Below are 23,266 nucleotides of genomic sequence, written 5' to 3' on the forward strand. Positions count from 1 at the left end.
ACCGCGAAATCCGGCGTACCCATGAATGCGAGCCTAAGCCTATTCATGAAGCGGCTCCGCCGCCGTAGGTCACGCCGGCACCGCGTCCTTGAGCTTCTTCGTTTTCTGGAGCTTGCGCAGGATCATGCCGCGCTTCAGGGCCGAAATGTGATCGACGAACAGAACGCCGTCGAGATGATCGATTTCATGCTGGACGCATGTCGCGAGCAGGCCCTCGAACTCGGTTTCACGCATTTCGTTCTGTGCATCGCGGTAGCGCACCCGGCAACGCGCCGGCCGGGTGACCGGCGCATATTGATCGGGCAAGGACAAGCAGCCCTCTTCGTAGCTCGCCTGTTCCTCCGACGTCCAGAGGACCTCGGGATTCGCCATGCAATAGGGTGCTGGCTTGTCTTCGTCCTTCGAGCAATCCACGACGATGACGCGTTTCGCCACGCCGACCTGGGGTGCAGCGAGCCCGATGCCGGGGGCCGTGTACATGGTCTCCAGCATGTCGTCCATGAGCTTGCGCACGCCAGCGTCCACGCGCTCAACAGGCTTGCACTTGATTTTGAGGCGCGGATCAGGTGCCGTGATGATCGACAAAATAGCCATGGTCCCGTGGCCGCTCCCGAGCAGTCCCAACTCCTTGGAACGGTTCCAAACCGTTAGGTTACGCTTAGGTATGGCTTTGGCGATGCAACGTCAAGCGACTCCTGAGCGCGTGATGGCGCGTCGACTCGCGGCACTATGGCGTTGCCAACCGTCGCGCCTTGCAAGGCCTGCGTGGTAATGTGGCCGCAATCGGCTGATGGAGAGGCCGCGGCTATGAGCATCCAATTCGTCGCCCTTGCCGGCATCGTTCTGCTCGCGGTCGCGATCGTTTTCGCTTTCATTCTTCGTGGCGGGCGGGGCGCGGCGGACGCTAGCCGACAGATCGGCGAAATCGCCGGCCGCCTGAGCCAAATGGCGAGTGCTCAGACCAGCGGCCTCGCCCAGATGTCCGACCGCCTCCAGCTTCAGGAGCGCCTTCTCGGCAAAATGCTGGAAGAGCGCCTCGATCGTGTCAGCGCGCGGGTGACCGAAACGCTCGAGAAGAACTCACTCGCCCAGGCGACCTCCCTCGGCGAACTCCGCGAGCGCATTGCCAAGATCGATGCCGCACAGGCCAATATCAATGAGCTTTCGAACCAGGTCGTGAGCCTCAATCAGATTTTCTCGAACAAGCAAACGCGCGGCAATTTCGGCGAATTGCAACTTCAGGATCTCGTAACGAGCGTGCTGCCGCCTTCGAGCTATAGCTTTCAGGCGCCACTCGGCGACGGCAAGCGCGTCGACTGCCTTCTAACACTCCCGAATCCCCCCGGCCCGATCGCGATCGATTCGAAGTTTCCACTCGAAAGCTACCGCGCATTGCGCAATGCCAGCGACGAAGCGACGCGTATCGCGGCGGGACGACAGTTCCGCGCCGACATGCTCAAGCATATCGACGATATCGCCGGCAAATATATCGTCGCCGGCGAAACCGCGGAGTCGGCGCTGATGTTCCTGCCGTCGGAAGCGGTTTATGCCGAGCTTCACGCCAATTTCGGTGACGTTGTCGAGGCGTCCTACCGCAGGCGTGTGTTCATCGTCTCGCCGACAACGCTTTGGGCGACGCTCAACACGATCCGTGCTGTGCTCAAGGACGTGCGCATGCGGGAACTTGCGGACGTCATCCAAAAAGAAGTGCAGACGCTTCTCGAAGACGTAAGGCGGCTTGACGACCGCGCTCTAAGGCTCCAGGGCCATTTCAATCAAGCCGTGGAAGACCTGCGGCAGATCGGCATTTCGACGAAGAAGGTGACCGAACGAGCCGAGCGTATTGAGGCCCTCGAGTTCGAGGGAGAAACCGACGCGATGCCGCTGCCCGAACGGGCGCCCGACAGCGTGAATCAAGGCAGGATCCGCGAACTTTAAACGCCGGCAATCGCCTCTTCCGGGCCCAAATATAATTCGGTGACGCTTCGTGCCGCACAAATACCTGTTGCGTGGCGTATAAGTTTTGCTAATTATTGGCGGTGAGTAAACTGAAGCGTAGGTATATTAAAATATACTAATGAAATATCTTCCGATGAAAATAGAGTCAGGTTTGCGGCTGCGAATACTTGCACTCGCACTTGCAACAACAATCGCGGCTTCTTCGACTGCACTCGGTCAACAACTAACACCCGGGCCGTATGTCTCCGGTTCGGCGGGCGCCCAGCTTCCTGGCACCCTCAAGCTCCAAGGCGACGGGGTGGATGAGAATATCGACCGCGACGTCGGAGCGGCGCTGATCGGCTCCGTCGGCTATGCCTTTCCGGATCGCATCCGGGTCGAAGCCGAGGCGAATTGGCGTCGCGGGACAACCGCGACCGTTGACGGTGTATCGAGCGTGGGGCATGTCTCCGAGTACGGCGGTCTTGGAAACGTCCTTTACGACATCCCAATCAGCGAGTCCTATACTGGCTATGTGGGCGCTGGCGTCGGCGTCGCGCGCGTAGGCTACACCTTCTCGCCTTCGGGCGGCACGGGAACGGACGACAGCGACGTGGCCTTCGCCTACCAGGGCATCGCCGGCATCGCCTACAACCTCAATAGCAACCTCGCACTTACCGCGGATTATCGATATTTCCGCACGACACCGGTTTCGATCCGCACGGAGTCGGGCGCGCGCACGAGCGGAGAATACGACGCGCACACCCTGACCCTCGGGTTGCGCTACAGTTTTGAGCATGGGACCTCGGTCGCGAGCCCGGTCGCCGCGAGGACCGGCAGCGCCCCCTTCGCCACGATTGCGGCGGCGCAAACCCAGTCCGACACAAATTCCGAACCCGACGCCACCCTTCAATCGGCGGCCGCCACGTCGCATTCGCCGCCCAAACCCGCCGAGCGCTCCTACGTCGTGTTCTTCGCCTTCGACAAGTCGGATCTCACGCCGGGGGGCCGTATGGTGATCGAACAGGCAGCGGCGGGCATCCGTGAGTCCGAGGTGACGCTGATCCGCGTCACGGGGCACGCCGATCGCGTCGGAACGGAGGAATACAACTTTCGCCTGTCGCTTCGCCGGGCGAACGTGGTCAAGGCCGAGCTGATCCGCCTGGGCATCGCACCGGATCAAATGGAAATCGCCGGCAAGGGAATGGCCGATCCAGCGGTCGAGACTCCACCTGGCGTGCGCGAAGCTCGGAATCGCCGGGTCGAGATCACATTCTAGTGTGGCATTGAATCGGAATTTCGCTCACGGTCCCGCACCCAGATGTGGCGGATTTCGGATTCGCCACAGGAGGCTTCGACCGGATTGAGCCGAGATACGCCCGCTGTTCCGATCCGAGCGCGTTCTTAGCGCGTAACGCAACGAAGCCGACCGGACGGGGCGAACGACTCAACTCGATCTTGCACTCGATGTTAAGCTGGCCGACGTGCCTTGAGTGCCGCCGCGAGCGTTCCATCGTCGAGATAATCGAGCTCGCCCCCGAGCGGCACGCCATGCGCGAGGCGGGTGACGGTGATATTGAGGCTTGCCAGTCGATCCGCGATGTAATGCGCCGTCGTCTGACCGTCGACGGTGGCGTTGGTTGCGAGGATCACCTCGCTGACGCGCTCTTCCCTGACACGCTGGACAAGACGCGGAATACTGAGCTGATCCGGCCCGACGCCGTCGAGCGCGGAAAGGGTTCCGCCCAGAACGTGATAGCGGCCCTTGAATAAACCCGCACGCTCAAGCGCCCAAAGATCGGCCACCTCCTCGACGACGCAGAGCACGCTCGAATCGCGGCGCGCATCGGCGCAAATGGTGCATGGATCCGTTGTGTCGATATTACCGCAGCGCGAGCAGGCCCGGACGTGCTTGGCTGCATCCGCAAGTGCTGTCGCAAGCGGTTCGAGCAGCGCTTCGCGCCGCTTCAAGAGATGGAGGGCGGCACGCCGCGCCGAGCGCGGCCCGAGGCCCGGCAGCTTGGCCAGCATTCGAATGAGACGATCGATCTCGGGTCCGATCATGTCCGGGCGAGGGCGCTCGGCGCTAGAAGGGGAGCTTGAGGTCGGGCGGCAGGGCAAGCCCGCCCGTCAATTTCTGCATTTCGTCCGCCACGTGGGCCTCGACCTTGCTTTTGGCGTCGTTGAATGCCGCGACGATCAGGTCCTCGAGCACGTCGATCTCCTTCGCATCGACAAGCGTTGCATCGATCTTCACGCGACGCATTTGGCCTTTGCCGTTGACGACAACCTTGACCAGCCCGCCGCCCGAAACACCGTCCTGCTCGAATTCTCCGAGCTTCTCCTGCATCGCTTGCATGCGCGCCTGCATCTCTTGCGCCTGTTTCATGAGTTGGCCAAGATTCTTCATGTCGTCACGCCTCCAAATCGCCGTCCATCGGAATATCGTCGGGAGGATCGGCACCGGTCTCCGTGCCCACCTCAGCATCCGTGGCATTGTCGAGCTGCACGCTGCGTTCGCGGACATTCTCGACCACAGCGCCCGGAAAGCTCTGCAGCAATGCCTTGACGAGCGGCAGGTCGGACGCCTCGGCGAGCCGATCGGCGGCTTCGCGCTTCGAGCGCACTGCGAGCGTTTGGTCGCCAGCCTCGTTCGAGACGGATATCGCCCAGCGTCGCCCGGTCCATTCCGAGAGGTGTGTCGTAAGGCGGGGAGCGAGGTTGGCAAGCGCGTGCTCCGTCGGTCGGAATTCGAGCCGACCCGGTTCGAAACGCACGAGATGGACGTTGTTGCGCAGATGGGCCCCGAGGATCGGCTCGCGGGCCTCGACCAATGCGACAAGCGCCTCAAAGGTCCCGAGTTCGAGCGATGGCGGCTTGGCGGCTTCCGGTGCCGCGGCGCCGGCCTCGGGAATTGCTTGCCGCGCCAAGGACGCCTCGGTCGGATGACGCATGGTGGGGGCGGTATTGGTCGCTGTGGTGTGTGACGCAGCGGATGCCGCATTTTGCGCACCCGCGGCCGGCATCGTCACCGATCCCGGAGTGGGCGCGCCGGATTCCCCGAGGGAGCGCACCAGTTCGGCCGGGCTCGGCAACTCCGCCGCGTAAGCGAGTCGGATAAGCGTCATTTCGGCTGCCGCAAGGGGGGAAGTCGAATTCAGCGTTTCGGAAAGACCCTTGAGAAGCATTTGCCAGGCGCGGCTCAAGCTCGCCATCGCGAGGGCGGCTGCCATCGCGCGGCCGCGCGCCTTAGCACCATCCGAGGAAATTGGACCGTCCGCATTTGGATCGATCTGGCAGCGTGTCAGCCAGTGGCAAATCTCGAGTAAATCCTGCAGCACCACAGCGGGATCCGCTCCCGCCTTGTAGAGATCGGCCATGAGCGCCAGTGCCGCCTTGATGTCGCCTTTCATTACGTCATCGAAGAGGTCGAGAATCTGCGCTCGGTCGGCTATTCCGAGCATGTCGCGCACTTGTTCCGCAGTGGGTGCCCCAGCGCCATGGGCAATCGCCTGATCGAGAAGCGAGAGACCGTCCCGCACCGAGCCGTCGGCGGCACGCGTTATGAGTTCGATCGCCTCCGACGCTAACTTTGCCCCTTCGGCGTCGGCCACCTTGGCCAAATGTGCGGCTAGAACGCCAAGATCGACCCGGCGCAAATCGAAGCGCTGGCAGCGCGAGAGCACCGTGATCGGCACCTTGCGGATCTCGGTCGTCGCAAAGATGAACTTCACGTGTTCGGGCGGCTCCTCGAGGGTTTTCAGGAGCGCGTTGAACGCTTTCGACGAGAGCATGTGCACTTCGTCGATGATATAGACCTTGTAGCGCGCCGCGACCGGCCGATAGGGCACTCCGTCGATCAGGTCGCGGATGTCTTCGACGCCGGTACGGCTCGCGGCGTCCATCTCGATCACATCGACGTCGCGGTCATTGGCGATCGCCACACAGTGCTCGCAAACACCGCACGGAGTCACGGTTGGCCCGCCCTTGCCGTCGACGCCTATGCAGTTGAGTGCCTTGGCAATGATCCGTGCCGTCGTCGTCTTGCCGACCCCGCGCACGCCGGTCAGCATGAAGGCGTGCGCCAGGCGACCCTGCGCGAAGGCATTGGAAAGTGTGCGCACCATTGCCTCCTGCCCGACCAGCTCTGCAAAGGTCGCAGGACGATATTTTCGCGCAAGGACGCGGTAAGGTGTCGCCTCACCGGAAAGGGTATCTGCGGTCATGACGCCCGGTGAAATTCCCCCGATCGAGAGCTGGCCCCCAATCGAGACCTGGCTCGTGCGGACCTCGTTCGCGCGAGACCCTCGATCCCGGACCGCGTCTTGAGGCCGCAACGTTGGGCAGGGAGGCTGACGAACGACCCGGGCCGACCTCGTTACGGCTGCTTCCTTCCGGACCTGACCGGGTTGGCGAGAAGCCCGTCCGCCGCCAACCTCCCGTGCGCCACTATATCAGGATTGGGCGCCAGAGTCGCAATAGCCAGAGTCGCAAATGGTTGGACAGCGCGTGGGAAGGTGCGGTTTGCTGGTCTGGCCCGGTGTGGGCGATTGCAGAACCGCTCGAGCTGTGCGAGTTTCGCGACCGTGATGCGTCCAAATTTTTATTCCCATAGCGGGCTCGATCGGGTGAGCCATCTGCGCAAGGAAGACGCCTGGCTTGAAGTGCTGGTCAGGGACCCGCGCACGAGGGTGGTACCCGTATGGCGGGCGCAAAACCTTTTCCGCCCCTTTGCGAACGCCGCGGAGCCGCCTGCCCCGCTCATGCCGACTGTCGACACGGCCGCACATCTTTTGAACGGCGACGCGCTCGTGATTCTGCTCGGCATGGTCGCAGACGTGGCCCATATCGCCCTCGACCTTTCGCACATCGGAGATCCCGCCAGCGTGATCGCGAGCACGGGGCAGATGGGCGAATTCGCCGATCTTCGCCGCCATGGCCCGTCCCTCGAACGACAGGCGGGTTCGATCCTCGCCTATGCCCGCGGCATCGTTCATTGGCACTCGCGCCATAGATTCTGCGGCGTGTGCGGCTTCGAGACGCGAAGCGCCCAGGCCGGTCATGTACGCATCTGCATAAATCCCGATTGCAATACCCAGCATTTTCCGCGTACCGACCCCGCGGTCATCATGTTGGTGACCGACGGCGAGCGGTGCCTTCTGGGCCGACAGGCGGTATGGATGCCCGGCATGCATTCGACCCTTGCAGGCTTCGTTGAACCGGGCGAAAGCTTCGAGGAGGCGGTGGCGCGGGAGGTCTTCGAGGAAACCGGGATTCGTGTCGGGAACGTCCACTATCACTCCTCCCAGCCCTGGCCGTTTCCCGCGTCGATCATGATCGGCTTTCACGCGGACGCCGAGACAACCCGCATCGACGTCGACCGCTCCGAACTCGAGGATGCCCGGTGGTTCGAGCGCCGCCAGCTTCTCGAGAGTCCCGAGGACGAAACCTTTCGGCTGCCGCGCCGCGATTCGATTGCGCGGCGACTGGTCGAGAGTTGGCTTGGCCGCGACTGAGCGGGAAAAGACATGCCGCGATTTGAGAAGGGGGTAGCCCGAAGCCTCACCGAACTGCCGACAGCTCGGCTTGATAGCGATAGGGGTGAGCCGGATAGACGCCGAGAATCTCGAAGCTCGTCGAGAAGAACTTCAGCTCCTCGAGCGCCAGTTTCAGACGCCGCTCGTTTGGGTGGCCTTCGACATCGGAATAGAACTGGGTCGCGGTAAAGCGCCCGCCGAGCATGTAGCTTTCGAGCTTCGTCATGTTGACGCCGTTGGTGGCAAAGCCGCCGAGTGCTTTATAGAGTGCTGCCGGCACGTTGCGGACATTGAAGACGAAGGTCGTGATCACCGGTCCGCGCGCAGGATTGGGATCGACCGCCGCCCGCGCCATGACGAGAAAGCGGGTCGTGTTGTGGTCCGCATCTTCGATATTGGCGCCCAGGATTTCCAGACCGTAGATTTCCGCCGCGAGCGAGGAGGAGATCGCGGCTTGGCGTTTGTCGTTCCACCGCGCGACATCGGCCGCTGCCGCTGCGGTATCGACGTGGACCACGGGCTTGAAATTATGGCGCCGGATGAAATTGCGGCACTGGTTGAGCGCGTGAACGTGGCTATGCACGACCTCGATATCCGAAAGCTTGGCGCCCTTGGGGGCCACGAGATTGTGATTGATGCGCTGAAAGTGCTCCGCGACGATGTGAAGGCCCGATTCGGGCAGCAGGTGGTGAATGTCGGCGACTCGTCCTGCAACCGAATTGTCGATGGGGATCATTGCATAGGCGGCGCGCTTCTCGCGCACCGCGGCTAGGGTTTCCTCGAAAGTTTCGCACGGCAGGGTGGTCATTTCGGGAAAGACGATTCGACACGCCATGTCCGAATTGGCGCCGGAAGCACCTTGGAATGAAATCAGTTTTTCGGGATCGGTCTTGTCCGGCATCGCGTCCTGTGGCGGCCTCGAGCAGGTGGGTCGAGTCAATCCCGACCCTTGCCGGCCCGCCCCTTGCCAGAAAGCATTTCCCGGGCCCGCGCGAGGTGGGCCGGAGTATCAACGCCGAGCGGAACCGTGTCAACGAGGGCCACGTCGATCCGCATGCCGGCTTCGAGCGCTCTCAGCTGTTCGAGTTGCTCGCGGTCCTCGAGCACACCTTGCTTCAGCTTGACGAAGCGCTCGAGGGCCGGCCGACGATACGCATAGATGCCGATGTGGAAATAATGGGGCCCCTCACCGCCGGGCACGGTCACGCGGCTGAAATAGAGGGCGCGGCCAATGCGCTGGCCGGGAGCGAGGCCCACGACCACCTTGGGCACATTCGGATCGCTACGTTCGTCCTCGCGCACGATCTCGGTCGCGAGGGTTGCGATGTCCACATCCCGCTCGGCCAGCGGCTCGAAAACAGCGCGGATTGCAGCGGGTTCGAGGGTCGGCATATCGCCCTGCACGTTGACGACGGCGTCGTGCTTGCGCTCGACGTCGAGACGCTCGATCGCCTCGAAAATCCGGTCGGAGCCTGTGATGTGGTCGGGTCGGGTCAGTATCGCGCGCCCGCCCGCCTTTTCGACCGCGTCGACGATCTCCCGATCCGCCGCCGCAACGACGACGGGTGCCGTATCCGATTCGACCGCCCGCCGCCAGACATGCACGATCATCGGCTCGCCCGCGATGTCGGCGAGAGGCTTGTTCGGCAGCCGGTTCGAGGCGAGCCGGGCCGGTATCAAAATAATGGGATTTCGGGGCCTTGCCGCGGCTTGTTCGACCATTGCCGTCACGTTGTAGCTTTCCGCGCCGGGCGGGACCGGTTCCAATGACTAAACGACGGATCCGATTGCGACATTTTGCCGCGCCTCTCAATCGGGCAAGCGAGCCCGGAACATATAACGGTTGCCTACGGAGCGGAATCGATTTATCGACAGGGGCCACGCCCCGGTAACGCCGAGGGACGTCATGCCGAAGTGCCGGTCGAGCGCTCACAGGCGTTTTAGCCGGCATGGGCGATGCCATCTTGGCGGAAGAATGCAAGGCGAATTGGCTGGGGGAATCCATGGATTCGTTCGAGTTCAACAAGATCGCCGGCGCGGTGCTGATGACGTTGCTCATCGTGACCGTGATCGGCCACATCGGCAATTTTCTGGTCCCCGAACCCGCCGAAGGCGCGCACTCGGTCCTTGCGGTCGCAACACCCGAGGGTACAGCGCCGACGCAGCAAGCGAATGCGCCCGCGGGTCCGGCCGAGATCGGACCTATGCTCGCCAAAGCGAACCCTACCGAGGGTGCAAAGGCCGCCAAGGTCTGCCAGACCTGCCATAACTTCGAGGAAGGCAAGGGTGCGAAGATCGGCCCCGACCTTTACGGGGTGGTGGGCCGCAAGGTGGCGGGAAAAGATAATTTTCAATATTCGGATGGACTCAAGAAACTTGGCGGCGAATGGACGTTCGACGAGCTCAATAAATGGCTCTACGAACCGGGCAAGCTCGTACCCGGCACCAAGATGACGTTCGCCGGCATCAAGAACGACCAGCAACGCGCGGACGTCATCGCGTACCTCAATACGCTCAGCGACAAGCCATTGCCGCTACCGCAGTAGACCCCGTGGTCGCCAGAAATCGGATAGCCGTCACTCGTCCAGGGCATGTCAGCCGCCCGGGGATTATGCGTGAGTTCGGCACCCCTTCGTTGCCATGAAGCAAGCGGACCTCGATCGCTTTGCTGACCTAGCCGAGCGTCTTGCAGATGAGAGCGGCGCTATCGTGCGGCGCTACTTCCGTACGGCGATCACGGTCGAAGACAAGGCGGACGCGTCGCCTGTCACGATTGCTGACCGCGAGTCCGAAGCCGCGATGCGCGAGCTGATTGAGGCCGCATTTCCCAATCACGGCATCATCGGCGAGGAACTTGCGCCGACTCGGACCGATGCCGACTATGTTTGGGTGCTCGATCCGATCGACGGAACCAAATCCTTCGTGACGGGAAAGCCACTCTACGGCACGCTCATCGCTCTTCTTCACAAAGGCCAGCCTATCATTGGAATTATCAACCATCCGTCCTTGCAAGAGCGCTGGGTCGGCATCAGAGGCCGCCCGACGCTTTTCAACGGCAAACCCGTCACGACGCGCGCTTGCGAAAGCCTCGCCAAGGCGGTGGTCTACACCACCTCGCCCTACATGTTCGAGAACGCGCATGACAGGGAGGCTTATGAGCGGGTACGCAAGGCGGTCAAACTAACCCTCTTTGGCGGCGATTGCTTCGCCTACGCACTGGTTGCTAGCGGGTGGGCCGATCTTGTCGTTGAAAGTGGGCTCAAGGTTTTTGATTTCTGCGCCCTGGTGCCGGTGCTCGAGGGTGCCGGCGGGATCGTCACCGATTGGCAAAATCGTCCCCTGAGCCTCCATTCCGATGGCCGGGTCATCGCCGCGGGCGACCGCCGAAGCCATGCCGCCGCCCTTGCGTGCCTCGCTGGCTGAATTTGCCGGCGGCCAGCATCAATCCGGCGGAGCGGCCGCCCAGTCGCGCAATCTCCGGGCAAAGCAACCTGATCTTCCCGGGCTTGATGCGGTGGCCGGAAATGCCCATTCTCTGAGGGCTGCCGAACCCGGTTCGTGAGGCTTCATTCATGAAACAAAAGATCACGAGGCAACATATGCGCCATCTTGCCACCGCGGCCTTGTCTTTGGCCGTGCTTTCGTTCGTGCCGACGGCCTTGGCGGCCGATGACGTCGAATCCGGCCCTTCGATCGCGATGTATGGCGAGACCAAGTACAAGCCGGGCTTCACCCATTTCGACTACGTGAACCCGGATGCCCCCAAGGGTGGGGAGGTGCGCACCGCAGCATTCGGCACCTTCGACAGCCTGAACCCATTCATTCTCAAGGGAAATTCCGCCGGCGTGCCAGTCGATCGCCTAGCCGTAGGGAGTTCGGACGAGCCGGAAAGCCAATATGGGCTGATCGCCGAGACGATCGAGGTGCCAAAGGACCGTACTTGGGTCGCTTATTCGATCCGGCCCGAGGCGCGCTTCAACGACGGCTCCCCGATCACGGCGGATGACGTCGTCTGGACATTCGATACGCTCAAATCGAAAGGGCACCCGCGTTTTCGGATCTATTATCAGAGCGTGCTGAAAGCGGAGAAAATCGGCGACCGCAAAGTGAAGTTCACTTTCGCTCCCGGTGAGAACCGCGAGCTCCCGCTTATCGTGGGCGAGCTTCCGGTACTGTCCAAGAAGTATTACGAGACCCACGATTTCGAAAAGACGACTCTCGAACCACCACTTGTCAGCAGCCCCTACATCGTGACGTCGGTCGAGCCCGGTCGCTCCATCACGCTCGAGCGCAACAAGGACTATTGGGCAAAGGATCTGCCGGTCAACAAGGGACGCTTCAATTTCGATCGGATCCGGACCGATTATTATCTCGACGAGAACGTCGAGCTTGAGGCGTTTAAGGCAGGCAAGTACGACTTCCGCGAGGAGAACAACTCGAAGCTCTGGGCGACCGGCTACGATGTGCCGGCGGTGCGTGACGGGCGGATTAAGAAGGTCGAAATCCCGAACCAGCAAAACCAGGGCATGCAAGGCTTCGCCTACAACATACGCCGCGACCTGTTCAAGGACCCGCGCGTGCGCGATGCGCTCGCCTACGCCTTCGATTTCGAATGGAGCAACAAGAACCTTTTTTATAATCAGTACACGCGCTCCGAGAGCTATTTTTCGAACTCCGAACTCGCGTCCCACGGCCTGCCGACCCCGGAGGAACTCAAGGTCCTGGAGCCGCTCAAGGACGAGATCCCGCCCGAAGTCTTCACCAAGGAGTATCAAGCGCCGAAGACCGATGGCTCCGGCAATATCCGCGCCAACCTCGAGATCGCGCTAAAACTTCTCCAGGACGCGGGCTGGGGCATTAAGGACGGCAAATTGACGAACGCAAAGGGCGAGCCGTTCGCCTTCGAAATTCTTCTGGTCGAGCCCGCGTTCGAGCGTATTACTCAACCCTTCGTCCAGAACCTGAAACGGCTCGGCATCGATGCCCGCATCCGCACCGTCGACACTTCGCAATACAAATACCGCCTCGACCATTTCGATTTCGATATGACGGTCGCGGCATTTCCACAGTCGCTTTCGCCCGGCAATGAACAGCGCCAATTCTGGGGCTCCGAATTCGCCGACGAACCCGGCAGCGACAACCTCATCGGAATCAAGGACAAGGCGATCGATAATCTGATCGAACTGGTTATTGCTTCGCCCGATCGGGAAAGCCTCGTGACGCGGGTTCACGCGCTCGACCGGGTTCTGCTGTGGAATTATTTCGTCATCCCCCACTATCACATCAGCTATTTCCGCGTCGCCTATTGGGACAAATTCGGTCGGCCAAGCATCGCGCCGAAGTACGATGTCGGCTTCGACAACTGGTGGGTCGATACGGCCAAGGCGGCGGCGCTCACGCAGTAGCGAGCCGGCGACAGAGAGCCGCGCCGAGGAGCGCTTCGCGATCGATGCTAGCCTATATCGTCCGACGCCTCTTGCTGATTATCCCGACCCTATTCGGGATCATGGTGATCAATTTTCTCGTGATCCAGCTCGCACCTGGCGGGCCGATCGAACAGATCATCGCCCAGGTCAAGGGTCAGGCTGTAAGCGCTACCGCGCGCTTTACCGGTGCGGGGGGCGAGACCGTGAGCACCCCCGCCCCCACGCCCGGCAGCAATGCCAGCAATTACCGCGGCGCGCGCGGTATCGATCCAGCGCTCATCAAGGAGCTTGAGCGGCAATTCGGTTTCGACAAGCCGCTTTGGGAGCGCTTCGTCCTGATGATGGGCAAGTATCTTCGTTTCGATTTCGGAAAAAGCTTCTACAGCGATAATCGCGTGGTCGACCTCGTCGTGTCGAAAATGCCGGTATCGGTTTCCCTCGGCCTGTGGTCGACGCTCATTATCTATCTGATCTCGATTCCGCTCGGCATCAAGAAAGCGATCAAGGACGGCGAACCGTTCGATCTTTGGACAAGTGCCGTGATCGTCGTGGGTTACGCGATTCCAAGCTTTCTATTCGCCATCCTGCTCATCGTGCTCTTTGCCGGCGGAAGTTTCCTCGACTGGTTTCCGCTTCGTGGCCTCGTCTCCGAGAACTGGAGCGATCTCGATTTCGTCCAAAAGATCCTCGACTATTTCTGGCATATGACGCTGCCGATCCTCTCGCTGGTGATTGGCGGATTCGCCACGCTGACGATTCTCACCAAGAACTCGTTTCTCGCCGAAATCAACAAGCAGTATGTGCTGACGGCGCGCGCCAAGGGTCTCGGCGAACGGCGCGTGCTCTATGGCCATGTCTTTCGCAACGCCATGCTGATCGTAATTTCGGGCATTCCCGGCGCCTTTATCGGCATCCTGTTCACTGGTGCGATGCTTATCGAGGTGATCTTCACGCTCGACGGCATGGGACTCCTCGGTTACCAGGCGGCGATCGGGCGGGACTATCCGGTGATGTTTGGAAATCTCTATTTCTTCACGCTTCTCGGCCTCCTCACCAACCTGATCGGCGATCTCACCTATACGGTTGTCGACCCGCGAATCGATTTCGAGACGAGGGAGACCTGAGATGGTCGAGGAAGTGCGCATTTTCGGCTTCCGGATCGGCCTTTCGCCAATCAATGCGCGGCGGCTCGCAAATTTTCGTACAAATCGGCGCGGTTTTCGCTCCTATCAGATTTTTCTCGTCGTTTTCATCGTGACGCTCTTCGCCGAGTTCGTCGCCAACGACCGGCCCCTGCTCGTCTCGTACAACGGCGCACTCTATGTGCCTGTGTTGCAGGATTACCCCGAGACAACCTTCGGCGGATTCTTCCCAACGACGGCCGACTACCGCGATCCGGCGGTCGCGCAGCTGATCGCCACCAAAGGATGGACCGTGTGGCCGCTTATTCCCTATAGCTACAACACGGTTGCGAACGACCTCACGCAACCGGCGCCATCCCCGCCCGACGTACGGCACTGGCTCGGCACCGACGATCAGGCGCGCGACGTGTTGGCCCGGCTCATCTATGGCTTTCGCATTTCGGTCCTGTTCGGCCTTGTGCTGACGATTTTGAGTTCTGTCGTCGGTGTGTTGGCGGGACTCGTCCAAGGGTACTTCGGCGGCAAAGTCGATCTCATCGGCCAGCGATTTATCGAGATTTGGGGCGGGCTTCCGACGCTCTACATCCTCATCATCCTTTCGAGCATCATTCAGCCTAATTTCTGGTGGCTCCTCGGGATCATGCTGCTGTTCAGCTGGACCTCGCTCCAGGGACTCGTGCGCGCGGAATCCCTGCGTGCACGCAATTTCACCTATGTCAAGGCCGCGCGTGCAATGGGTGCCACCCATTGGACAATCATGATACGCCACGTGATGCCGAATGCGCTGGTGTCGACCCTCACCTTCATGCCGTTCATCCTCTCGGGTTCCGTGACCACGCTGACCTCGCTCGATTTTCTCGGCTTGGGGCTGCCGCCAGGCTCAGCCTCCCTCGGTGAGATTTTGAACCAAGGCAAAGCCAACTTGAATGCGCCGTGGCTTGCGCTCACATCCTTCGCGGTACTCGCGGGGATGCTGACGCTTTTCGTCTTCATCGGCGAGGCGGTACGCGACGCGCTTGATCCTCGCAAAATCTTTGCGGGCCCCAGGCCGCCGGAAGTCGAGGAGGTCAAAGGCCGCACCGTGCTCCACGACCGCACGACGGGCGGGCTTTTGCAGATCGACGACCTTTCAGTCACCTTCGATATGCCGTCGGGTCCTATCGAGGCCGTGCGAAACGTCACGTTTTCGCTCGAGCGCGGTGAAACCCTCGCCATCGTGGGCGAGTCAGGCTCCGGCAAGTCGGTGACTGCACTCTCGATCCTGCAACTCCTTCCCTATCCGCGGGCGCGCCACCCTTCGGGCAGCGTCCGCTTTCGGGGCAAAGAGCTGGTCGGCGCATCTCATGCCGTGATGCGCGACATCCGCGGTGACCGCATCGCGATGATCTTTCAGGAGCCGATGACCGCACTCAATCCGCTTCATAACATCGAGCGGCAGATCAGCGAGATTCTGATCCTTCACAAGAAGCTGCCACAAAACGAAGTGAAACGTCGCGTGCTCGAACTCCTCGACCTCGTCGGCATCGCGAACGCCGCCGAGCGGCTAGGGGCGTTCCCCCACGAGCTGTCGGGCGGCCAGCGCCAGCGGGTGATGATCGCGATGGCGCTTGCAAACGAGCCCGATATCCTCATCGCCGACGAGCCCACCACCGCCCTCGACGTCACAATTCAGGCGCAGATCCTCTCGCTTCTCAAGCGGCTACAAGAGCGTTTGGGGATGGCGATCCTGCTGATCACGCACGACCTCACGATCGTGCGCAATTTCGCGGACCGGGTCGCCGTCATGAATGCGGGGCATATGGTCGAGAGTGGCAAGGTCGACGAGGTCTTCGATCGGCCGCAGCACGCCTATACGCGCCAGCTTCTTGCAGCCGAGCCCAAAGGCGCTCCGGTCGCGGCGGATCCCAATGCCCCGGCGCTCGTCCAGACGACGGACTTGCGGGTTTGGTTTCCGGTCAAGGCCGGAGTCCTGCGCCGGATCAAAAGCTTCGTCAAGGCCGTCGACGGTGTAAGCCTTATGCTGCGCGAAGGCCATACGATGGGTGTCGTCGGTGAATCGGGTTCGGGAAAATCGACCCTTGGCTTGGCGCTTCTTCGCCTTCAGCCGGGCGAAGCACTCAGGGACAGTACCGGTGCGCGCCATGCACCGGAGATCGACTTCGGCGACCGGCGCATCGATGGGTTGCCGCCAGGCGCCTTGCGCGCCCTGCGGCGCGACATGCAGATCGTCTTCCAAGACCCGTTCGAAAGCCTGAGCCCGCAGCTTACGATCGGTGAAATCGTTGGCGAAGGGCTCAAGGTACACGGTATTGGCGCGACCGGTGCGGAGCGGGAGGCGATGATCGTAGCCGCCATCGAAGAAGTCGGTCTCGACCCCGAGACCCGCCATCGCTACCCGCACGAATTCTCGGGCGGCCAGCGCCAGCGGGTCGCAATTGCCCGCGCCATCGTGCTCAAGCCACGCTTCATCGTGCTCGATGAGCCGACCTCGGCACTCGACATGTCGGTTCAGGCGCAAATCGTCGATCTTCTGCGCGATCTCCAGCGCAAATACAAACTTTCCTACCTATTCATCAGCCACGACTTGCGCGTGATCCGCGCCATGGCCGACGAGATCATGGTGATGCGGAATGGAAAAGTCGTCGAACATGGGTCGAGGGATCAAATTCTCACGGCCCCACGCCATTCCTATACCCGCGCACTCATGGCGGCTGCCTTCCGGCTGGAGGCGACCGAGTCCGGCGTGGTAAGCGTTTGATGCGGATTCGTCGTTGAAGCCTGGCACGGCTGGGGGTGGGCTATGGCGCTTTTGTTCAAATCGGACGCCGATCGCGCCGATTGGTGGAAGCAGGAAATCGGCACTCACATGCCGGGTCTCGACGTGCGGATATGGCCCGAGACCGGCGATGTCGGCGACATCGAGTATGCCGTCGTCTGGAAGATAAAGCCTGGCGTATTGGCGACCTTCCCCAACCTCCGATTCATTTTTTCGCTCGGCGCCGGCGTCGATCATCTATTTTCCGATCCCACTCTGCCAAAGAATGTCCCGATCTGCCGCGTCGTCGATCGATTTCTCACCCAGCGCATGACGGAGCATGTGGTGCTTCATGCGCTGCGCTATCACCGCCGGCAGCCCGAGATCGAGGCCCAGCAGCGAGAACAGCGCTGGGACGAGCTATACACGCCGACGGCACAGGAGCGCGCGATCGGCGTCATGGGAATGGGAGAGCTGGGTGCGGACGCGGCCGTGAAACTATCGCTGCTCGGCTTCAAGGTCGCGGGCTGGAGCCGCACGGCCAAGCACATCGACGGGATCGAAAGCTTTCACGGCCCCTCCGGCCTCGGGCCTTTTCTCGCGCGCACCGAAATCCTCGTCTGCCTCCTCCCGCTCACCCCCGAGACCGAGGGTATTCTGAACGCTCGCCTCTTCGCCGGGCTTCCGAAGGGAGCTGCAATCATCAATGTCGCGCGCGGCCGCCACCTTGTGGAAGAAGACTTGCTCGCCGCCCTTGCGTCCGGTCAAATTTCCTACGCGGCCCTTGACGTATTTCGCGAGGAGCCGTTGCCGGCGGCTCATCTCTTCTGGCGGCACCCGCACGTCAGTGTGAGTCCCCACAATGCAAGTATCACCGATCCGCGTAGTGTCAGCGCACTTCTCGTCGACAACATCAGACGTGCGCAGGCGAACGCACCGCTCTTGAACGTTGTCGATCCGAATGTGGGGTACTGAGGGCTTGATCTGGTTGAATCGGGCTAGAAGTCGGACGCATCGGGCAAGGACTCAGAGGGATTTCGCCGCCGCGGCGATCCGTCCGCCGAGATCGTTGAGAAAGGCGGACCCCTTGGCGGTCCGTTCGACGAACACGTTCCGCCTGTCGGCGTCGTCGCGCTGACGGCGAATGAGCCCGAGCTGGCTTAGGCGGTCGAGGGCGCGCGTGATCGCGGGCTTGGAGATACGGAGGGCGGCGGCAAGGCCCCGGACCGTATGGGGTGGAGGCCCAAGGTAAACCGTGAGGAGAAGGGCGAGCTGGCGCGCCGTCAGGTCGGGGCCGGTCATGCGTACGCCCTCGACGAACGTCGTGCGCCAAAGCTCGAGCGCTTTGCGGATGTCGAACTCGACGAGCATCTTGATACCCGCAAACCGTTTCGCTACCGAATTAATCTAGCCGAATGGTCGGCCCCGGACAAGCAACGGTGCGCGTTAGTGTCGGCGGCGCTTGGCTGGTGCGACCCTGCCGCCGAAGCGCTCGGCGAGGGTCGCAAAGAGGGCGCGCATAGCGAGGCCCTCACCCCCTTCCGGCCGCCCAGGCCGGCTCTTTGCGTTCCAGCCATAGCTGTCGATGTGGACCCATGGCGTTGAGTGACTGACAAACTCCTCGAGAAACAAGGCGGCCGTGACCGAGCCAGCGAAGCCGCTTTCCGAAACGTTATTGATATCCGCGACCTTGCTGTCGAGCAGGCGACGATAAGGTTTCCAGAGCGGCATGTGCCAGAGCGGGTCCGACTCGGCGGTCCCATGGTTGAGAACGCTCTCCACAAGGGCTACGTCATTGCCGAAGAGTGCCGGCAGCTCGGGGCCGAGGGCCACGCGCGCGGCCCCGGTCAAGGTGGCGCAGTCGACGACCATCGCGGGCCGCTCGGCATCGGCTTCGGCCAGCGCATCGGCGAGGATGAGGCGGCCTTCCGCATCCGTGTTGCCGATCTCGACCGACAGGCCCTTTCGGCTTTTCACGACGTCGAGTGGGCGCATCGCATTGCCCGATACGCTGTTCTCAACCGCCGGGATCAGAACGCGGAGCCGCACCTTGAGCCTAGCTGCCATGACCATCGCCGCCAAGCCAAGCATGGTCGCGGCCCCACCCATGTCCTTTTTCATCATGAGCATTCCGCTCGCCGGCTTGAGATCGAGCCCGCCGCTATCGAAACACACGCCTTTACCGACAAGCGTCACCTTTGGAGCCGATTTCGATCCCCAGCGAAGGTCGATGAGACGCGGTGCCCGCTCCGAAGCCCGGCCGACCGCGTGAATGAGCGGAAAGTTGCGCTTGAGCAGCTGATCCCCCACGATGACGTTGAACTCGGCCCGGTACCTACGCGCGAGCTTTCGAGCGGCCTCCGCAAGCTCGGCGGGGCCCATTTCCGAAGCGGGCGTGTTGATAAGATCGCGCGCGAGGAAAACGCCCTCGACAGTGCGCTCGACAGCCGCCGCGTCGGCATTTTTCGGCCATACGAGCGAGGCGAAGCGGCATCGCGTCTTGCGGTAAGCAGCGAAGTTGTAGGTGGCAAGCGCCCAGCCGAGGGCGGCACGCGTGGCCGCCTCTGCACCGAGAGCCGCATCGATCCGATAAATGCGTTCCGGCAGTTGCCCCGGCAGGCCGGCATAGGCCCAATGTTCGTCCTCCTCCCCGACACCCAGAAGAACCCTCTCAAGCTCCCCATTCCGCCCCGGAACGAGGCAGACCGCGCCCGCCTTCCCTGCGAAGTGCGTGCTTTCGACCCAGCCGCGGGCGGATTTTCCTGGCCCTTCGAGCCAGCCTTTGAGGGCGTCTTTTCGGATCGGCGTGATCGGCACCGCCGGTCCGCGTGCGTCATGAAGGAGATAGCTTGGCATCGGTCATCCTCATTGGGAGAGTTCGAGAGTGGCCGCCGGCCCACAATGCAGGCGAGGGTCCCGTTCGATACGGGCACATACAATGGCCCGGATCGCCGGTTCTGAAAAGCCGTCATGCGCACCGGCCATGCGGGCCATGCAAGCGCATAACTTGCGCGCGCGAAACGCATGACTTACACGCTTTTGGCATTGCGGAAAAAGCGAGAGGGTTTCGTCATGGCGGACATTGCAATCGTCGTCGGAAACAAGAATTACTCCTCCTGGTCGCTGCGCGGCTGGCTCGCACTCAAGGCGACAGGGGTCGACTTTGACGAGATCGTGGTCCCGCTGCACCAACCCAATACCAAGGCTGAGCTATTACGCTTTTCGCCTGCAGGCCAAGTTCCGATCCTGAGGCACAAGGGTCTTACGATCTGGGAATCCCTCGCGATTTGCGAATTCCTCGCGGATGCCTATCCTTCGGCGAAGCTTTGGCCGACAGATTTGGCCGCGCGCGCATTCGCCCGTTCCGTGTCCGCCGAAATGCACGCAGGATTCCAACCGCTCCGCAGCAATATGCCAATGGACATGCGAGCGTCGAAGCCCGGCAAGGGAATGGTCGATGGCGTCCGGGAAAACATCGACCGTATCTGCGCCATCTGGCGCGAGTGCCGCGAACGTCATGGCAAGGGTGGGCCCTATCTCTTCGGCCACTTCACGGCGGCCGATGCAATGTTCGCCCCCGTCGTGAGCCGGTTCGTCACCTATGGCGTCAAACTCGATCCCGTTTCGGCCGCTTATCGCGACGCCATTTGGGCGATGCCTGCCATGAAGACGTGGGTCGAAGCCGCGAAGCGTGAGCCGTGGACGATTGAATATTGACGTTCGAGGCCTGGGTTACTTGATAATTCCAACCTCGCGATAATAACGCTCCGCACCGGGGTGGAGCGGGATAGCAAGCCCCTCGACAGCCTGCTCGAGCCGGATTTGTCGGCCAGCGGGCCCACTCTCGTCGAGCAACTTGCGCGTGCTGGCATCCCAAAGCGCCTTGGTGATTCCGTAAACGAGATCGTCGTCGAGGCTGTCCATCACCACCCACTCGGCGGCGACGCCAGCGGTCTCGACCTCGGGCACGTTCAGATAGGTGTCGGCCGGGATTACCGCCTTGGTGAGGAACGGATGCGTCTGGTGAAGCCGCTCGATCGCATCGGCCGACACCGGGAGGAGCTTAATCGGAATCGTCTCCGCGAGCTCCGTCACACTCGCCACCGGAGCACCCGCCACCAGGAAGAATGCGTCGATGCGCCCTTTGCGCAACGCATCGCTCGCCTGCCCAGGCCGCAGGTATTGCACCTGTACATCGCCGCGTTTCAGCTTGTAGGCATTGAGAATTGCCTCGGCGTCGGAGAGTGTACCGGATCCCTCCTCACCGACGGCGACCCGCTTGCCTTTGAGTTCGGGGATCGTGGTAATGCCTGAATCGCCGCGCACGACAATGTGGACGGCTTCGCGATAGAGGCTTGCAATCGAGCGCAACTGCGACACAGGCGCCTTCGCATAACGCCCAATGCCCTTGAATGCGGCATAGGCGACATCCGCTTGGCAAAAGCCGGACTCGAGCTCACCCTTGACGATGAGCTCGAGATTCTCAACCGATCCCTGGGTCGATTGCGCGACGGCGATCAGGCCCGGCACGCCACAACTGCCGCCCCGATTGCAGGGTCGGGAGCCCGGCGGATTGCTGATGGCGTTCGCAATCGTTCCGCCGATGGAAAAATAGGCGCCGTCAGAGGCCGCCGTGCCAATCCGGAAAAACCGCTGAGGTTGGTCGACCTGGGCGAAGGCGAGCGCTGACAGGGAAGCCGCAAGCAAAACGCCGGCTCCGAAGCGCCATCGTGCAGCGCGCAAGAAGTCAAGCATCGCGTCTCACCCGAGGATCGTCACCCATTATTAGCCTGTTATCCTAGGCAATCAAATGAAGAGGCGTTGCAGAGTTGGGATTTTTTGTGGCAAACCCGATTCGGCTCGACCTCGAGAGGACACCGAATCCACCCCGCGCTTAACGGACCCCACGGTCAAAGGACGCTCGCGCAAAGCGAGCATTCCGGGCATTCTTTCATCGGCCATGACCGCACTTCGCGGCTGCCGATTGAGGGAGGGAGATCGATGCCGATGGATTACGACGTGATCGTCAAAGGACATAACCTCAGCATGCGGGATGGCTTCTTCGGGCTCGCCAACGTAACGCTCGTGTCGACCTCGGATGGGCCGGTACTGTTCGACACCGGCCATTACTGCAATCGCCCAGCCCTTCTCAAGGGCCTCGCCGCGCGCGGGGTGGAGCCGAGTGCCGTCAAGGCCGTCTTCCTTTCCCACCTTCATTTCGATCATTCGAACAACATCGATCTTTTCCCGGACGCCAAGGTCTATGTGAGCAGGAAGGAATGGGAATACGCGAAGAGGCCCCACAAGGATGACATCTTCATGCCCTGGCTCATCCACGAAATGCTGGGACGATATACGGTCGAACTCCTCGAAGGTGAACAAAGGCTTCCGGGCGGGATTCTTAGCATTCCGGCACCCGGCCACACACCTGGTTCCTACGCTGTAATCCTCGAGGGCACGCCCAAGGGCCGCGTGGTGCTTGCGGGAGATGCGATCAAATATCCCAAGGAAGCGCTCAATCGCCGCTCCGACATGGTTTTCGATACGGTGGAGAACTCGCGTGCCACGATCGAGCGCCTGCTTTCGGTGGGCGACCGCATCGTACCCGGTCATTTTCCCGAGCTCGTGAAACGCGGCGAGAGCTTCACGTGGGAAGAGGCCGCCGAGTTCCCGTTGATGGTGCGCTGATTGATCTCAGGCTCCGTCACGCAAACCGAGGAGAGCGTCGCACGCCAACCATAGGCGCCAGATGTCGATAAGCGATCCAGGCGTCAAGCTCGCATGGCTAAGGCTGTCGAGGAGATAAAGTCGCGTCCTCGGCCCAAGTGCGTGGGCGAGCTTCACGCTCTCGCTATAGGGTATAATGGCGTCGTCCTTGCCGTGAATGAGCAGCGCCCGGGGCTGAAATGCCGAAAGGTCCTTGTTCGAAAGATCGAGTGCTGCGATCTCATCCTGGATACGCGTGGGCAGGGTCGCGATCAGCTGCGGTACCGCGGCCGGATCGCGATTATCGAGGAGCGCCATCACAGCGCGACCCTGCGGGCCGAGGGTTGCTTCCACGGAGGTGACGTCGGCCGATAGATCGTGAAGTTTCGCCCGCGCAATTCCGTCGATCCGCTCCCGGTCGCTCCAGTCGTCGAGGCGTACTGCATTTGCGAGCACAAATACCCACTTGCCATACGCATTCGGTTTGCCAGGGCGCCAGGGTTCCGTGTCGCGTTCACGCCAGAAACCCGTGGTGAAAAACGTCAAGACGCTCGTCGTGTCGTAATAGCCGCCGGTCGCGACGACGAAGCCGACCTGGCCCCGGAGTTGCGCCTCCTGGGTCGCAAGGATCGCCGGGCCGACGCCGTAGGAGACCGCCGCGATGCCAAGCGGGCCGCGCCCTCGGAAAGTCGTTGCGAGATAGGCGGCCGAATCCGCGATTTCGCCAATGTCTTCCCGGCCAATGCGCAATGCTTTGGGGCC

Annotated in this window: 21 protein-coding genes, 1 other RNA gene and 1 pseudogene; 12 read left to right on the plus strand and 11 right to left on the minus strand. The window is 61.7% G+C overall.

Annotated elements, in window-relative coordinates; all coding sequences use genetic code 11:
• Positions 1–69 precede the first annotated feature (69 nt).
• A complete protein-coding gene (gene def / locus VEJ16_19070) occupies positions 70–594 on the minus strand; it encodes a peptide deformylase (protein ID HYB11765.1) in 525 nt (174 codons plus the stop codon).
• Positions 595–807: 213 nt separating this feature from the next.
• On the opposite strand from def, the gene rmuC reads away from it, so the two are divergent.
• Positions 808–1,938 (plus strand): DNA recombination protein RmuC, encoded by a 1,131-nt coding sequence (gene rmuC / locus VEJ16_19075; protein HYB11766.1) that lies wholly within the window; start codon positions 808–810, stop codon positions 1,936–1,938.
• 154 nt (positions 1,939–2,092) lie between these two features.
• On the plus strand, positions 2,093–3,217 hold the full coding sequence (locus VEJ16_19080) for an outer membrane beta-barrel protein (GenBank protein HYB11767.1): 1,125 nt from the start codon (positions 2,093–2,095) through the stop codon (positions 3,215–3,217).
• 191 nt (positions 3,218–3,408) lie between these two features.
• Here the strand turns inward: VEJ16_19080 and recR are convergent, their stop codons facing one another.
• The 4 genes from recR to ffs form a co-directional block, all read right to left on the minus strand.
• Entirely contained in the window at positions 3,409–4,002 is a 594-nt protein-coding gene (recR, locus tag VEJ16_19085) for a recombination mediator RecR (protein HYB11768.1), read from the minus strand.
• Between the two features lie 22 nt (positions 4,003–4,024).
• A complete protein-coding gene (locus VEJ16_19090; GenBank protein ID HYB11769.1) occupies positions 4,025–4,348 on the minus strand; it encodes a YbaB/EbfC family nucleoid-associated protein in 324 nt (107 codons plus the stop codon).
• A gap of 4 nt (positions 4,349–4,352) precedes the next feature.
• Entirely contained in the window at positions 4,353–6,164 is a 1,812-nt protein-coding gene (locus VEJ16_19095; GenBank protein HYB11770.1) for a DNA polymerase III subunit gamma/tau, read from the minus strand.
• Positions 6,165–6,282: 118 nt separating this feature from the next.
• An RNA gene (ffs, locus tag VEJ16_19100) (signal recognition particle sRNA small type) lies at positions 6,283–6,378 on the minus strand.
• 149 nt (positions 6,379–6,527) lie between these two features.
• Between ffs and nudC the strand changes: the two genes are divergently transcribed.
• Positions 6,528–7,454, plus strand: a complete 927-nt coding sequence (gene nudC / locus VEJ16_19105) for an NAD(+) diphosphatase (GenBank protein HYB11771.1) — start codon at positions 6,528–6,530, stop codon at positions 7,452–7,454.
• Positions 7,455–7,500: 46 nt separating this feature from the next.
• Here the strand turns inward: nudC and VEJ16_19110 are convergent, their stop codons facing one another.
• Both VEJ16_19110 and VEJ16_19115 read right to left on the minus strand, forming a co-directional pair.
• Entirely contained in the window at positions 7,501–8,376 is an 876-nt protein-coding gene (locus tag VEJ16_19110) for a prephenate dehydratase (GenBank protein ID HYB11772.1), read from the minus strand.
• Between the two features lie 35 nt (positions 8,377–8,411).
• Positions 8,412–9,197 (minus strand): 3-deoxy-manno-octulosonate cytidylyltransferase, encoded by a 786-nt coding sequence (locus VEJ16_19115; GenBank protein ID HYB11773.1) that lies wholly within the window; start codon positions 9,195–9,197, stop codon positions 8,412–8,414.
• Positions 9,198–9,478: 281 nt separating this feature from the next.
• On the opposite strand from VEJ16_19115, the gene VEJ16_19120 reads away from it, so the two are divergent.
• The 7 genes and pseudogenes from VEJ16_19120 to VEJ16_19150 all read left to right on the plus strand — a co-directional run bounded on the left by VEJ16_19120 (position 9,479) and on the right by VEJ16_19150 (position 17,773).
• A complete protein-coding gene (locus VEJ16_19120) occupies positions 9,479–10,021 on the plus strand; it encodes a cytochrome c family protein (GenBank protein HYB11774.1) in 543 nt (180 codons plus the stop codon).
• A gap of 94 nt (positions 10,022–10,115) precedes the next feature.
• Positions 10,116–10,898: a histidinol-phosphatase gene (gene hisN / locus VEJ16_19125; protein HYB11775.1), complete on the plus strand. Its 783-nt coding sequence runs from the start codon at positions 10,116–10,118 to the stop codon at positions 10,896–10,898.
• Positions 10,899–11,074: 176 nt separating this feature from the next.
• Positions 11,075–12,880, plus strand: a complete 1,806-nt coding sequence (locus tag VEJ16_19130; protein ID HYB11776.1) for an extracellular solute-binding protein — start codon at positions 11,075–11,077, stop codon at positions 12,878–12,880.
• Positions 12,881–12,924: 44 nt separating this feature from the next.
• Positions 12,925–14,025: a microcin C ABC transporter permease YejB gene (locus VEJ16_19135; protein ID HYB11777.1), complete on the plus strand. Its 1,101-nt coding sequence runs from the start codon at positions 12,925–12,927 to the stop codon at positions 14,023–14,025.
• 1 nt (position 14,026) lies between these two features.
• Positions 14,027–15,061 (plus strand): annotated as a pseudogene (locus VEJ16_19140) (ABC transporter permease).
• Positions 15,062–15,187: 126 nt separating this feature from the next.
• Positions 15,188–16,801, plus strand: coding sequence for an ABC transporter ATP-binding protein (locus VEJ16_19145; GenBank protein ID HYB11778.1), 1,614 nt, complete (start codon positions 15,188–15,190; stop codon positions 16,799–16,801).
• A 42-nt stretch (positions 16,802–16,843) separates the two neighbouring features.
• A complete protein-coding gene (locus VEJ16_19150; GenBank protein ID HYB11779.1) occupies positions 16,844–17,773 on the plus strand; it encodes a glyoxylate/hydroxypyruvate reductase A in 930 nt (309 codons plus the stop codon).
• Between the two features lie 51 nt (positions 17,774–17,824).
• Here the strand turns inward: VEJ16_19150 and VEJ16_19155 are convergent, their stop codons facing one another.
• Complete coding sequence (locus VEJ16_19155; protein HYB11780.1) at positions 17,825–18,169, minus strand: MarR family transcriptional regulator; 345 nt, start codon at positions 18,167–18,169, stop codon at positions 17,825–17,827.
• Positions 18,170–18,244: 75 nt separating this feature from the next.
• Positions 18,245–19,654, minus strand: coding sequence for a leucyl aminopeptidase family protein (locus VEJ16_19160; GenBank protein ID HYB11781.1), 1,410 nt, complete (start codon positions 19,652–19,654; stop codon positions 18,245–18,247).
• Between the two features lie 216 nt (positions 19,655–19,870).
• On the opposite strand from VEJ16_19160, the gene VEJ16_19165 reads away from it, so the two are divergent.
• Complete coding sequence (locus tag VEJ16_19165) at positions 19,871–20,515, plus strand: glutathione S-transferase family protein (GenBank protein HYB11782.1); 645 nt, start codon at positions 19,871–19,873, stop codon at positions 20,513–20,515.
• A gap of 15 nt (positions 20,516–20,530) precedes the next feature.
• Here VEJ16_19165 and VEJ16_19170 read toward each other — a convergent pair whose 3' ends face one another.
• Positions 20,531–21,553 carry a TAXI family TRAP transporter solute-binding subunit gene (locus VEJ16_19170; protein ID HYB11783.1) on the minus strand — a complete coding sequence of 341 codons (1,023 nt, stop codon included), beginning with the start codon at positions 21,551–21,553 and terminating at the stop codon, positions 20,531–20,533.
• 246 nt (positions 21,554–21,799) lie between these two features.
• Here VEJ16_19170 and VEJ16_19175 point away from each other — a divergent pair, with 246 nt between their 5' ends.
• Entirely contained in the window at positions 21,800–22,486 is a 687-nt protein-coding gene (locus VEJ16_19175) for an MBL fold metallo-hydrolase (protein ID HYB11784.1), read from the plus strand.
• A gap of 6 nt (positions 22,487–22,492) precedes the next feature.
• On the opposite strand, the gene VEJ16_19180 is transcribed toward VEJ16_19175, so the two are convergent.
• Positions 22,493–23,266: alpha/beta hydrolase (locus tag VEJ16_19180; GenBank protein HYB11785.1), on the minus strand; the 774-nt coding region annotated here is incomplete at its 5' end.

The sequence above is a fragment of the Alphaproteobacteria bacterium genome (assembly GCA_035625915.1).
Taxonomy (GTDB): Bacteria; Pseudomonadota; Alphaproteobacteria; order JACZXZ01; family JACZXZ01; genus DATDHA01.